Below are 12,887 nucleotides of genomic sequence, written 5' to 3' on the forward strand. Positions count from 1 at the left end.
CGTTCAGTCCTCACGGACGGAAGCTGTGGCGGCAAACTTGCGAACCTCGGCGTCGCCCCACACGTGCGCGGGAACTCCGCCGCCCAGGAGTTCGCGGGCAAGGGCCGGCGACTGCGCGATCGGAACGTCGCTACCCGCGATGATCATGTTTCCGTAGCGCCTGCCCTTGAGCATGGCGGGATCGGCGATGATCGCCAGGTGCTCGAACTGCGCACCGATGGTTGCAGCTTCGGCGCGCGCTCCCTGCAGGTCCGGGGTGTCGCCACAGTTGACGAGGTAGATTCCTCCCGGCGCGAGGACGCGTCGTACGTGCGTGGTGAATTGCGCCGTGGTCAGTGGAACCGGAGTTGTGCTGCCCGCAAAGACATCTCGGATGATGATGTCCCGCGTCGAATCGGTGAGGGTCTCGGTGACCGCGCGCGCCTCGCCGACGCGGATGCGGAGTAGGGGTGCGCGCGGCAGATCGAACCAGTCGCGAACCAATTCGGCTAATGCGCCGTCGATTTCGACAACAACCTGACGGGCGTCTGGGTACGTCGCAGAGAAGTACCGAGCCATCGAACAGGCGCCGCCGCCGAGGTGGAGGACACGCAGGCGCTCTGTGGTATCGCGTTCCGAATCGACCAGGTGGGCGATCCACCGCATGTACTCGAAGTCCAAGGTCTTCGGGTCGGCCAAGTCGATGTGTGAACTGGGAACACCGTTGATCTGCAGAATCCACCCCGTGTCCGAGTACTGATCACGAACAAGTTCACACGTGCCGGTGTCGATGGGGAAGACACCGGGGGCAGGTCCGTCGTCTCGGCGATCGGGAGTGGTGCTGCGAGTCTTGGTCTTGCGCGTTCCTTTGGCCACTGCACCCACTCTAGGCGCTGACGTTCTAGTGGCAGGTCCCGAGTTGCGTGCCCTGCTCGGTGCCGTATCGATGACCGTGACCCGCGGGGACATCGAGGGAGGCGAGCATGTCGACGCTGGTTTGAAGGAAACTGACTACCGGAATCCACTGCGGCATCGGGGCGTCCTGGACGGCGCGGCTCAGATCTGGGGGCGTCGTCGCGAGGGCCGGCGACCACCACACCACAGGATCGGACGTGTTGGCCAGAACGGTAGTCCCCTCCACTCGGGTGGCGCCGGCGGGCGGTCCGGCCCAGAGGACGGCGCACAACGGCGTCGGAAGGGCCTGCGCCAGGGCAGCGCTGCCGCCAACGGCGCCAAGACTCTGACCGTAGAGATACAGGTCGGGGCGTTCGGTGGCGGGAAGTTCTGCGATGCGGGTGGCGACGGCGGTCAGCACCGCTCGCGCTGATTCCTCGGCATCGGTGCGTTGAAACAGAAATGCAGCCCAACTCGGTGCGGCGGAGTACTGCTGACCGACGATCGCGACGTCGCTGCCGAATCGCTGCTCGATGCCGTCGACGGCCCGAGTGTCGATCCACCCCGAACCGGTGGGGACGGCCACAACCACGGCGCTGCGAGCAAATCCGCCGACGCGGTCGAGTTCGGCCACCGCATGGTCGGCGCGCGCTCCTGCGTCCGGTCCGGAGTCGAGATCGGCATAGACACGCACCGAATCCGTTCCGGCGGCAAGGAACTTCTGCCCTTCGGCTGACTGCGCCGACGCAGTGGCGATGCTGCCGAAAGCCAGCTGAAGTCCGAAGGCGCAGATCGCTGCGATACCGATGGTGCGGGCAAAACCCAGTCGGTGCAGGACTTTCCGGACGCCGGATGCCGTAGTGGTCAGGAGCAGTGCGGTCAGTGCGGTGATGCAGATGACTTCGATCCAGTAGCGAATTCCGACGGGCGGCGCCCCCATCGCAACCCGCAGTGAATTCTGCCAGCCATTGGCAGACGTAGCGAACAGCGAAACAACGGCGGCGGCAACGATGGCAGTGCAGGCGCGCCACGATCGAGTGTCGACCCGCCCCAACCGAGTCCTGCGCAATACAGTTGCCAGCGCCCAGGCAACGAAGATTCCCACCGCAATGAGTACACCACTGAAAAGTCCCTGCAGCACTGCGATTCTCGGCAACAGGCCGGGCGCCAGAGACACTGCGGCCATCGAAGTCGCGGCCACCGTTGTCGAGATGCGGGGGAGCGGAACCGCTGCGATCCGGGAGAGCGCAGACGGGTGGACGGTATCGAGAACGCTCATGCTGCAACGGCTTTCTGCGAGTAGGTGCCGGCCGGAGCAGGTCGCCGTGGCCGAAGGAGGGTGAGTCCGAGTGCGGACAGGCCGAGCACGCCGGCGGTGGCGTATCCGAACCCGGATTCCCGAACTGGCGTCAGGTAGTTCTGACGCCACGAATTCCCGTTCACGGCAGTGGTTGCGATGTCGGCCATGGCAAAGCAGTAGGACCGCGACGCCGCAGATTCTCTCGTGTCGCAGGCGTCGTGCATTCGCTGATCGAGTTGGCCGTCGAGCGCTTGCCTTGCCCATGGGCCGAGCTCGTCGCCGTGGAACTGTGCGTAGCGGAGTAGGTCGTAGCCAAGATCGTGGGCCTTGCAGGCGGAGTCGAACTCGTCGGGAAGAGGCACGGGGGACGAGCAGGCGCCGTTCGGATTGGCGAGGTAGCCGTCGAGCATGGTGGGTTCGTAGCCTGAGAACGCGGCAAAGTCACGCGGCACGTTTGGTGCGGCAACAGAGCTGGTGACCGCTGCAACGGCCTGTGCTGCAAGGCGATTCTCCGGCGCTGCCGCTTGCGCGTCGTGGGGCGCGGCACTGATGGTGACCGTCGCCGCTGCGACAACACTCAGTGCTGCCCAGGTTGCGCTGCGCTGTGTCGCCCGGGTTGCGCTGCGCCGGGGCAGCGTCGTTGCTCGTGTGATCCGCATGCTGTCGACGCTATGAACGGCGGGTACACCTGAGCATCGCTCCGCAGAGTGGTTTGTCTGCGCTCACGGGTGAGAGGAACCCCCCGCCACTGATACTGCGGAGTTAGGGGTTTCTCACTCTGCAGTATGACGACTTTCGAGGGTTCGCTTTCTAGGCTGGACAGGTGATGAAGGCAGGAAAGATGAAAGTGGCGCAGGCGAGTGTGACCCGCGCGTCGCGGCGGTTGACCGGTGACCAGTTCGCGAACGTAGCTGTGATTGTCGTGACGTTGATTCTCTTTACGGTCGCCTGGCCGACGTTGCACCTGACACATGCGGTGTCACCGCCGATTCAGCCGTTCGTGGCCGCGTTGGCCGCGTTTCCCTTTGTCCTGATCCGAATCAATCCCGCTCTGGGATGGGCTGTTTCCGCGATTTCGGCGTTGGTGATTCCACACGTATTCGATCTTGTGCCCGGGTACGAGTATCCCTGGCAGGTTGTTCACATCATGGTGATCATGGCTTTGCTTGCCGCGGTCAGCCTGACAGCAGCCGTACCGGTGGTAGGCGTGGCCTGGATTTCGACGGTCCTGTTGTTCTTTGCCGAGACTCCGGGCCAGGACGGTGCCGGGTGGGCGGTGGGTCTGACCGCGCTGGTGGTTTTCTGCTTTCTGATTCGGTGGCTTGTTCTTTCGCGGCGTGCGTTGGCAAAGCAGGAAGAAGTCAATGAAGTCGAACGTGCCCGCCGAACCGTGTTGGAGGAGAAGGCCCGGATAGCCCGCGAACTGCACGACATTGTCGCCCACCACATGTCGATGGTGGTGGTGCAGGCGCAGAGTGCGCCGTACCGACTCGGCGACGTGACGCCCGAGATCCGCGCCGAGTTCGATTCGATCGGTGAGACGGGGCGTGCCGCGCTCAACGAGATTCGCGGATTGTTGGGTGTACTGCGCAGCGACGCCGAAGCCACCCAGGTCGCACCGCAACCGGGAGCGCTGCAGCTCGACGAGTTACTGGCGGGCAGCGCCCGGGCGGGAATTCCGTTGGTGTGGAACGTGGATGGTGATCGAACCCGCGTGTCCGCATCCACCGGTCTTGTGGTGTATCGCATCGTGCAGGAATCGATCACCAATGCCGTCCGGCATGCCCCGGGTGGCCGCATCGAAGTGTCCGTCGAGTTCGGCACCACGTCCACGCAGGTTCGGGTGGTGAACGGATCGCCGGCGGATGGCGGTGTCGCGACTTCTTCGGATACCGCCGGTGGCAATGGAATCCGCGGGATGGTCGAGCGTGCGTCAGCCGTCGGCGGAATGGTTGACACGCAACTGCTAGCGGGCGGCGGGTTCGAGGTCCGCGCCGTATTGCCGACGGTCGGCGCCTAGGCTGTCGGAGTGCCCATCACAGTATTCATCGCCGACGATCAGGCAATGGTCAGACAGGGATTCGGAGCCCTGCTCGCTGCGCAACCCGATATCAGCGTCATCGGAGATGCCCCCGACGGCAAGGTTGCAGTTGCCGAGGTAGCGCGTCTGCGCCCCGACGTCGTGTTGATGGACGTCCGGATGCCGGAGATGAACGGCCTCGATGCGGCGCGCCAGATTCTGGCAACGGGCGGGGAGCCACCGGTTCGGGTTCTCATGCTGACGACTTTCGACATCGACGACTACGTCTACGAGGCTCTGCGGATCGGCGCAAGTGGTTTCATGCTCAAGGACGCCCCGGCCGAGGAACTGATTCGGGCGGTGCGCGTCGTCGCCGAAGGACATGCTCTGTTGGCTCCGACCGTGACACGTCGGTTGATCGAGGAAGTGACCAGCAGGAGAACACCCACGCGGGTTCGCTCCAGCGCTCTCGACATGTTGACCCCACGCGAGCGTGAAGTGCTCGAACTGATCGCGCGCGGGCTGTCGAACATCGAGATTGCAGAGCACCTGTTTGTCGCAGAACAGACGGTGAAGACACACGTCGGCAAGGTTCTCTCGAAACTGGACCTGCGTGATCGGGCGCAGGCGGTTGTCGTGGCATACGAAAGTGGACTTGTCACACCGGGATGATTGCCGAGCGCGATCTGAAAAGTGACAATCCTGCGCCACCGCGCGTGCTGGGGGAAGATGGACACCAGATCCTGCAATCACCCAACTGTTGAGAGGTGCTTTTTACAATGCGAATCGGAGTCCTCACAGGTGGCGGCGATTGCCCAGGGTTGAACGCGGTTATCCGTGCGGTGGTTCGCACGTCGGACGGGCGGTACGGCAGCACCGTCGTCGGTTTCCGTGACGGCTGGCGTGGTCTGCTCGAAGACCGCAAGGTTCCCCTCGCGGCGGACGACCGCATCAATCGCATCCTCACGCGCGGCGGAACCATTCTGGGTACCGCACGCGTCAACCCCGACAAACTGCGGGCCGGACTCGATCAGATCAAACAAACTCTCGACGACAACGGAATCGACGTCCTGATCCCGATCGGCGGCGAAGGCACACTCACTGCGGCCAGTTGGCTCGCGGAGAGTGGTGTTCCGGTGATCGGAGTGCCCAAGACCATCGACAACGACATCGACTGCACCGACGTCACATTCGGTTTCGACACAGCGCTGGCCGTTGCCACCGACGCGATCGACCGCCTCCACACCACCGCGGAATCGCACCAGCGCGTCATGCTGGTCGAGGTCATGGGTCGACATGCCGGCTGGATCGCACTGCAGGCCGGATTGGCGTCCGGTGCTCATCTGACGTTGGTTCCGGAGCAGCCGTTCGACGTCGACGAAGTGTGTGCCATGGTCAAGAAGCGTTTCCAGCGTGGTGATTCTCACTTCATCTGCGTTGTTGCGGAAGGCGCGATGCCCGATCCCGCTTCCATGACCTTGCGTGAAGGCGGCATCGACGAGTTCGGACACAAGATCTTCACCGGCGTCGCGCAGCAGCTGGGCAACGAAATCGAGCGCCGCATCGGCAAGGAAGTCCGAACAACCGTTCTCGGTCACATCCAGCGCGGTGGCACCCCGACACCGCACGACCGGATCCTGGCCACCCGCTTCGGCGTCCACGCCACCGACGCAGCTCATCGCGGTGATTTCGGACAGATGGTGGCCCTGCACGGCACGTCCATCGACCTGGTTCCCCTCGCCGAGGCAACCCGCAAGCTCAAGACCGTACCCAAGGAGCGTTACGAGGAGGCAGCCGCATTCTTCGGCTGAGCGTCCGGCGCATAAACTAGTCGGCATGACTGCTGTCGATGCGCCCGACATCCTCGATTACGACGAAGTGCTGACCAAGTACGAGCCTGTGATGGGTATGGAGGTGCACGTAGAACTCGGCACCGCTACCAAGATGTTCTGCCCGTGCCCCACCGAGTTCGGTGCCGAACCCAATACCCAGGTCTGCCCGGTGTGCCTCGGCCTGCCCGGTTCGTTGCCCGTGGTGAACGCTGCTGCTGTCGAGTCCGCGATCCGGATCGGTCTTGCACTCAACTGCTCCATCACACCGTGGGGTCGATTCGCGCGCAAGAACTACTTCTACCCGGATCAGCCCAAGAACTACCAGATCTCCCAGTACGACGAGCCGATCGCAACCGAGGGCTACCTCGACGTGATCCTCGACGACGGCACCACGTGGCGCGTCGAGATCGAGCGCGCCCACATGGAAGAGGACACCGGCAAGTCCCTCCACGTGGGTGGCGCTACCGGTCGTATCCACGGTGCCAGCCACTCGCTGCTCGACTACAACCGTGCGGGTGTTCCCTTGGTGGAGATCGTCACCAAGACCATCCATGGTGCCGGCGAGCGCGCCCCCGAGGTCGCTCGCGCGTACGTAACAGCGCTTCGTGATCTGCTCAAGTCCCTCGACGTCTCCGACGTCCGCATGGACCAGGGTTCGATGCGCTGCGACGCCAACATCTCGCTGATGCCGATCGGTTCCACCGAACTGGGTACTCGCACCGAGACCAAGAACGTCAACTCCCTCAAGAGTGTCGAGGTCGCAGTCCGTTACGAGATGCGTCGTCAGGCGGCAGTGCTCGACGCCGGTATCGAGGTCATCCAGGAGACCCGTCACTTCCAGGAAGCCGACGGCACCACCTCGGCCGGTCGACGCAAGGAAACCGCGGAAGATTACCGCTACTTCCCGGAACCCGACCTCGAGCCCGTTGCCCCCAGCGCCGAGTGGGTCGAAGAACTGCGCGCCACCTTGCCCGAGTTGCCCTGGATCCGCCGCGCGCGGATCCAGAAGGACTGGGGAATCTCCGACGAGGTCATGCGCGACCTCGTCAATGCCGGTGCCATCGACCTGGTCATCGCCACCACCGAAGCCGGCGCTTCGCCAGAGGCCGCTCGGTCCTGGTGGTTGTCGTACCTGTCCCAGCAGGCCAACACCCGCGGCGTTGAACTCGGCGCGCTGCCGATCACGCCGTCCCAGGTCGCGCAGGTTGTTGCTCTCATCGACAGTGGCAAGCTCAACAACAAGGTCGCGCGTCAAGTTGTGGACCACGTTCTCGACGGTGAGGGTGATCCCGAGCAGGTTCTGGCGGCGCATCCCGAACTGGTTGTCGAGCGTGACGAGACCAAGCTCAAGGCTGCTGTCGACGAGGCACTTGCTGCCAACCCCGATATCGCAGACAAGATCCGCAGCGGCAAGGTTCAGGCCGCCGGAAAGATCGTCGGCGACGTCATGAAGGCCACCCGTGGCCAGGCTGACGCGGCTCGGGTCAAGGAACTTGTCCTGGAGGCGTGCAGCTAGTCTTTTGCACACTCAGTACCGAGCACTGATGCCCAGTCGAATCGAATTCGGCTGGGCATCAGTGTTTTACAGAGATATTTACAGGCCGGGGACGACTACCGCGCGGCCGTTGAGCGTTCCCGCAGCCAAGCGTCGATAGGCTTCCGCTCCGTTGTCGAGGCTGAAGGTCTCGACCTCGATGTCGAAAATGCCGGCATGTGCGAGGTCGATCAATTCGATCAACTCGTTGCGGGCCCCCCAGTAGGGAACCGTCACCGAAGCCTCGTAAGGACTTTGGAAGAATCCGACTTTGGCGTGCGCCTGGCCGTCGCCGATCCCGACGATCGTGACGTCGGATCCGACGCCGGCAACCGCCATCGCGGTGTCGATGGTGGGCTGATAGCCGACAAAGTCGAGAACCAGTGCGGCGCCCTGACTTCCGGTGATCTTACGGACGTTCTCGGCTGCGTTCTTGTCGGACAGGACAACTTCGTGAGCGCCCACCTTGGTTGCCAGTTCGAGCTTGTCCGCGCTCACGTCCAATGCGATCACCGTAGCCGCCGAGAGGTGGCGGAGGAGTTGAATGGCGACGTGGCCGAGACCGCCGGTTCCGATCACAACGGCGTACGAGCCTCCGCGAAGTTTTGGCAGAGACCGCTTGATCGCGTGATACGGCGTCAAGCCGGCGTCGGTCAGCGGCACTGTCTTGACCGGGTCGAGGTCACCGATCGGCACAAGGTGGCGAGGGGAGTCGACGATCATGAACTCCGCCAGTGCGCCGGGGGCGCCCAGTCCGGGAGGGCGAATGCCGAGCTCCTCTGCGCGAGAACAGTAGTTCTCGAGTCCCTGTGAGCAGTGCCAGCAGTTTCCGCAGCCCCAGGGGCCATAGACAACGACGTTGCTTCCGATGTCGAGTCCTTCGACGCCGTCGCCAACCGCTGCGACCCGGCCGGCGCCTTCGTGACCGAGGGTGAGAGGAAGGCCGTAGGTGTACTGCTCTTCGGGCAGGCTCATGATGAAGTCGTCCGAATGGCAGACACCGGCGGCAGTCACTTCCAGGAGCACTTCACCTGGACCAGGTTCGGGTTTGGGAATCTCCGTGAGTTCGGGTTCAGCGCCGATTCTCGTGTACTGGATTGCCTTCATTCCGACTCCTTTGTCCCGACTTCGTTGTCGTGGTTGGCCGACCGATCCTGGCAGCGTGGTGATTAGCCCCGCTAACAAAAGGATACGCGTCAGTGCATGTTCGGTCACGGGATCGGTGAGTCTGCTCAGAATGGGGGCGGGTCGTTGCCGTAGTCGACGGTTTTTTTGGGGCACGCGTTTTCGTTCCGCGTGTTTCGCCGCCCGGTACTGAATCTTGACGCGCCGGTGTTTGCGTTCACTTCGGATGCGGGCAGCTTTGTTTTCCAAACGTGTTCGTCGCCGGGTTCCTCCTTCCGGTGGCGGTGGTTCCTGTTGGCCGGTGAGTAGTCCGGCAGCTCTGGTGCGGTAGCAGTGGCCGGTCTGCGAGGTCAGGGTGATGCTGCGATCCGGATTCGGATCGAGCCGCCACGTGCCGGAATGCTTGAGGCGGTGATGGCTGCGGCAGAACGCACTCAGATTCGACGCGACAGTCTTGCCGCCCTGCGTGGGGTCGGTGTGGTTGAACGGAACGTTGTGGTCGAGATCGCAATTCCAGGCCGGGACATCACAGTGCGGCCACTGGCAGCTTCCCGCGATGACCCGCAGCCACGTATCGAGCGCTGCGCCAGGACGGTACACCATCGCCGAGGCAGGCTCAGGCGTTGGCTCGGGGTCTGCGGGTACGCGGACTTCTTTTATCGTGGCGTCTTTTGCGATGTCGCGGGCATGCTCGGCGCTGATCACGCCGTACCCGTCGAGATGAGCGGGCTCGTCGCTGCCGGGAGTATCACTGCCGGCGAAGGTGGATCCGTGCATCACCACATGCACCAACGGTCGGCGCATGATCACCAGAACACCACGGTCCTGCGGGCAATCACCGCGGTCGCAGTCGCACACCAGCACCGTCGAACCACTCACCAAAGCGCCCAACGCATCAGCGCGGCGCTGCTCATACGTACGCGAATCGTGTCGGCACACCGACATCGCCAACTCCCGCAACCTGCCGTCGAACGCACGCGCTTGTTCGGCCGGAATGCTGCCGAGGATGCGGGCCATACCGTCTTCGGCGGCACTGACCCCGACAAACCGATCCGCCAAGGCCCGGCGTCGGCGCTCCCGCATCCCCTCCGGATCAACGCGGGCCACGATCCGGTCGATCGCCGCAGTCAATCGGCGGCCCGTCAACCCGATACCGCCGTCCACTGCTGGGGCGAGAACCTGCTCGAGCAGCAAGCGTTCGACTTCGTCGATCAACTCGTCACTGACATTCGCGGTAGCCGACTCGATCAAACCGACACGGTAGAAATCGAGTTCACCGCGGGCCATCGCCGCCCGCGTGCGATGCAACCGCGTCTTCAAAGCAAAACCCAACCCGATGAGCTTCCCCGCCGCAGCGCGCCCCATCGTCAGGACCGCGCCGATCTCGGATTCGGCCAACTCGTGCGCCGACGACGTCCACGTACCGCCGTCGACATGCTCGGCACTACGGCGAGTGAAGAACTCCGCCACCACCGCCAGTTTCCGCTCGACCAGCATCGCCTCACATGAATGCAATTCACTCATGAGATCGATGAGGGCGCAATCGGTTTCGGTACCACTCAGCTGCGCTGAGATACCGAAACTTCCCACCCCTGAATCGAACATCCTCCCACCGTAATCGAAATCCTGTTCGAATAGAATAGGATTCGAAATCAGCCGGAAAAGTCTGATTATTGACTGGAAACTTCAGGGCAGCTTGCCTTTTGACGAGGATCAGTCGACTCCGCCGCCACCACTGGGCATGGGAATCTTGACTACCTTGTCGTCATTCGGGCCGGGTTCGCCCGCCGTCTTGTTGGCGGTGCTGACCCACAGCAATCCGTCCGCGCCCAAGGCCAGGCCTTCGAGTTGACCGTAAGTATCCTTGGCGACAGCACCCGGCGGTGTGGTGATGGCGCCGGTACCGGGGTCGGTTGCCAGTGAAGCCACGGCTTTCCCCGCCCCCAAAGCCACTGCGACAACACCTTGTACGGCCACGCAGCCGCCCACTCCGGGGCGCTCGGGCCACGTCCAGGCCGGAGTCGTCACGGTACCGTCTGCACCTACCCGCTGGAGGCGATCCTCGAGTGCGGTGCGATCGGTGACCCAGGTCGCGATGCCGGGTTCCACGCACACACCGCCGCCGTTGCCGATACCCGACAACACAACTTCCGGGCGCGGGGGAGCGGGATTGGGAGCGAGGGATCGAACGCGAAGCAGCTTGCCGGCCAGTGATGCGGGATCGTTTGCGGCAGCTGGATTTCCGGCATCTCCGGTCAGGACCATAAGTTGATCGGGCGCGGCAAACTCGAGAGAACCTCGGTTACCGTTGGCACCCCGGGGAATTCCGCCGAGGACTACCTTTGCGGTGTCGCCCGGCGCAATGCGGACAACACGATTGTCTGAGCCACTAGTGACGTACGCGTAGATCAGGTTGTCTTCGACGAAGGTGGGGGACAGGGCAATATCGAGTAGTCCGCCGTCACCACTTCCGTCGACATCGATCTTGGCGACCTCGACGGGGATTTGGCCGGGGGCCACCTGCAGGATCCGGCCGGTCCGGCGTTCGGCAACCAGACCAGAGTTTCCGTCGGGCAAGGTGAGCAGTCCACCGGTGGTGTCGAGGCAAGTCGCGATAACGGCTGGGTCGGCATCCTGACACGGGCCGAGCGGGCCGCTGGGCGCCATCGGCGGAGCGGTAGTTGTCGAGGGTTGCGGGTTCTGCGGAGCAACTTCCGCGTTCGATTGGATGGTCGGTTCGGGAGTGAACGGGCTGGCCGTCGATTCGTCGAAGTCGGCGCACCCGGAAAGGACGGACGCAGCGAAGGCGAGTGCCAAGGTTGCCGATGCGGCGCGTCGTGTTCTGCGCGACGTGTTGCGTCCACCCGTAGTCATGGTGAAGACGTTACGTAACCGATGCCCTGCGCCGCCACGCCGGAGTAGGTTCCCCGACGTCGTCGTGCAACCGCTTTAGGCTCTCCTACGTGACTGACGAGCGAAAAGACCCCAGCGAACTGTCGGAACCCGGCGTGGCGACGGGCAAAGTGTCCAGTCCTTACGACTCGCCGACGGAGCAGTTTCCACCGGTGAAGGGCGGCAACTCGGTGCCGCGAACCGACGACGATCTCGATTTCGGTTCCGCGCAAGCGAATTCCGTTACCGAACAAATCCCGGCATACCGTCCGGGGTTACTTGATAAACCGACTGAGGTGCTCACGCGCGATACCGCGTACGAGATGCCGGCAGATCCGGTCGTGGTTGCCGACCCGATTCCGGTGACCGAAGAACCCCGTCAGAGTCGTGGAACGCTGGATCTCGGACTTCTTGCACTCCGGTTGGCGGTGGGCGGCACTGCGTTGGTGCACGGATTGCAGAAGTTGACGGGTATCTGGAACGGCCCGGGGTTGGGCGGCTTCGAAACGATGTTGGCCGAAGCGGGATTCGAACAGGCCAAGTTGCTGGCGATTTTGGGTGCGGTCGGCGAGGTTGCCGGTGGTGCCCTGCTTATTGTGGGTTTGTTGACTCCGATTGCCGCAGCGTCGGTGCTGGCCGTGATGATCAATGCCTGGGCGCTGCGTCAGTTGGCTGAGCCCGGCCTCGAGTACTTTGCGCCCAGCGGAACCGAGTACGAGATGCTCTTGGGGATCTGCGCCGGCGTCATCATCCTCACGGGACCAGGGCGAATTGCGCTGGACGGCCGCCGAGGTTGGGCGAAGCGGCCCTTCATCGGTTCGTTGGTCGTGCTGATTCTGGGTATCGGTGCCGGCGTGTGCACGTGCCGCAAGAACAAACGCCAGTGAGATCGAGGGTCCCGCTACGTTGCCGGCTGTTCTGGCGGTGAGGGTGAAGATACCTGCGCCGATGACAACGGCGACGCCGAAGACCGTGAGGTCCTTCGCGGTGAGTTCCTTTTTGAGCTTGGTTTCAGGCTCGTCGGTGTCCGCGATCGATTGCTCGACGGATTTGGTGCGCCATATGCCGACTCCGGGCATGTATTGCTCCTTGATTGATTCCCGGCGACCTTGTGGGGGACGGGAGGTGGCTGACAGTTGTCGAATGTGATGTGGGTCTCATCGACTAGATGAGGGAACCATTGGTGAGCGCAGTGCGCAAGTCACGGGCGCTGAACTGAATAAAATGATCACTTCACTCGCCATCAACCCCCCGTACGTATCTGTTTTGATCAGCTGGCTCCGTGCACACTACGGGAAGTGAATTCGATCA

Annotated in this window: 10 protein-coding genes and 2 pseudogenes; 5 read left to right on the plus strand and 7 right to left on the minus strand. The window is 63.2% G+C overall.

The window, feature by feature from the left end; genetic code table 11:
* Positions 1-3: 3 nt before the first annotated feature.
* Genes V2B23_RS23560 through V2B23_RS23570 form a run of 3 tightly spaced genes read right to left on the minus strand, consistent with a single transcriptional unit; the run spans position 4 to position 2,832 of the window.
* The gene (locus V2B23_RS23560) at positions 4-855 is read right to left on the minus strand and encodes a spermidine synthase (protein WP_430952523.1); all 852 of its coding nucleotides are present in this window, start codon (positions 853-855) and stop codon (positions 4-6) included.
* 25 nt (positions 856-880) lie between these two features.
* Positions 881-2,152, minus strand: a complete 1,272-nt coding sequence (locus V2B23_RS23565) for an alpha/beta-hydrolase family protein (RefSeq protein ID WP_430952524.1) — start codon at positions 2,150-2,152, stop codon at positions 881-883.
* Positions 2,149-2,832 (minus strand): hypothetical protein, encoded by a 684-nt coding sequence (locus V2B23_RS23570; RefSeq protein WP_430952525.1) that lies wholly within the window; start codon positions 2,830-2,832, stop codon positions 2,149-2,151. The genes V2B23_RS23565 and V2B23_RS23570 overlap by 4 nt, the downstream gene beginning before the upstream one ends.
* A gap of 167 nt (positions 2,833-2,999) precedes the next feature.
* Here V2B23_RS23570 and V2B23_RS23575 point away from each other — a divergent pair, with 167 nt between their 5' ends.
* The 4 genes from V2B23_RS23575 to gatB all read left to right on the plus strand — a co-directional run bounded on the left by V2B23_RS23575 (position 3,000) and on the right by gatB (position 7,541).
* Positions 3,000-4,193, plus strand: coding sequence for a sensor histidine kinase (locus V2B23_RS23575; protein WP_430952610.1), 1,194 nt, complete (start codon positions 3,000-3,002; stop codon positions 4,191-4,193).
* Positions 4,194-4,202: 9 nt separating this feature from the next.
* Complete coding sequence (locus V2B23_RS23580) at positions 4,203-4,865, plus strand: response regulator (RefSeq protein WP_430952526.1); 663 nt, start codon at positions 4,203-4,205, stop codon at positions 4,863-4,865.
* 107 nt (positions 4,866-4,972) lie between these two features.
* Positions 4,973-6,004 (plus strand): ATP-dependent 6-phosphofructokinase, encoded by a 1,032-nt coding sequence (locus V2B23_RS23585; RefSeq protein WP_033233152.1) that lies wholly within the window; start codon positions 4,973-4,975, stop codon positions 6,002-6,004.
* A gap of 25 nt (positions 6,005-6,029) precedes the next feature.
* Positions 6,030-7,541, plus strand: coding sequence for an Asp-tRNA(Asn)/Glu-tRNA(Gln) amidotransferase subunit GatB (gene gatB, locus V2B23_RS23590; RefSeq protein WP_317821327.1), 1,512 nt, complete (start codon positions 6,030-6,032; stop codon positions 7,539-7,541).
* Between the two features lie 78 nt (positions 7,542-7,619).
* Here the strand turns inward: gatB and V2B23_RS23595 are convergent, their stop codons facing one another.
* The 3 genes and pseudogenes from V2B23_RS23595 to V2B23_RS23605 form a co-directional block, all read right to left on the minus strand.
* Positions 7,620-8,666 (minus strand): NAD(P)-dependent alcohol dehydrogenase, encoded by a 1,047-nt coding sequence (locus V2B23_RS23595; protein ID WP_430952611.1) that lies wholly within the window; start codon positions 8,664-8,666, stop codon positions 7,620-7,622.
* A gap of 639 nt (positions 8,667-9,305) precedes the next feature.
* Positions 9,306-10,289 (minus strand): annotated as a pseudogene (locus tag V2B23_RS23600) (DUF222 domain-containing protein); the annotation flags it as partial.
* Between the two features lie 108 nt (positions 10,290-10,397).
* Positions 10,398-11,558 carry a PQQ-dependent sugar dehydrogenase gene (locus V2B23_RS23605; protein ID WP_430952527.1) on the minus strand — a complete coding sequence of 387 codons (1,161 nt, stop codon included), beginning with the start codon at positions 11,556-11,558 and terminating at the stop codon, positions 10,398-10,400.
* A gap of 89 nt (positions 11,559-11,647) precedes the next feature.
* On the opposite strand from V2B23_RS23605, the gene V2B23_RS23610 reads away from it, so the two are divergent.
* The gene (locus tag V2B23_RS23610; protein WP_430952528.1) at positions 11,648-12,463 is read left to right on the plus strand and encodes a DoxX family protein; all 816 of its coding nucleotides are present in this window, start codon (positions 11,648-11,650) and stop codon (positions 12,461-12,463) included.
* Here V2B23_RS23610 and V2B23_RS23615 read toward each other — a convergent pair.
* A pseudogene (locus tag V2B23_RS23615) lies at positions 12,434-12,655 on the minus strand (amino acid permease); the annotation flags it as partial. The gene V2B23_RS23610 and the pseudogene V2B23_RS23615 overlap by 30 nt on opposite strands.
* Positions 12,656-12,887: the final 232 nt, after the last annotated feature.

Source organism: Rhodococcus sp. 24CO, assembly GCF_050586165.1.
In the GTDB taxonomy this organism is placed as follows: domain Bacteria; phylum Actinomycetota; class Actinomycetes; order Mycobacteriales; family Mycobacteriaceae; genus Rhodococcus_F.

Coding starts and splice junctions, on each gene's coding strand:
- V2B23_RS23605 (WP_430952527.1), bottom strand. CDS start 11,558: ATGACTACGGGTGGACGCAACACGTCGCGCAGAACACGACGCGCCGCA.
- V2B23_RS23570 (WP_430952525.1), bottom strand. CDS start 2,832: ATGCGGATCACACGAGCAACGACGCTGCCCCGGCGCAGCGCAACCCGG.
- V2B23_RS23595 (WP_430952611.1), bottom strand. CDS start 8,666: ATGAAGGCAATCCAGTACACGAGAATCGGCGCTGAACCCGAACTCACG.
- gatB (WP_317821327.1), top strand. CDS start 6,030: ATGACTGCTGTCGATGCGCCCGACATCCTCGATTACGACGAAGTGCTG.
- V2B23_RS23575 (WP_430952610.1), top strand. CDS start 3,000: ATGAAGGCAGGAAAGATGAAAGTGGCGCAGGCGAGTGTGACCCGCGCG.
- V2B23_RS23565 (WP_430952524.1), bottom strand. CDS start 2,152: ATGAGCGTTCTCGATACCGTCCACCCGTCTGCGCTCTCCCGGATCGCA.
- V2B23_RS23585 (WP_033233152.1), top strand. CDS start 4,973: ATGCGAATCGGAGTCCTCACAGGTGGCGGCGATTGCCCAGGGTTGAAC.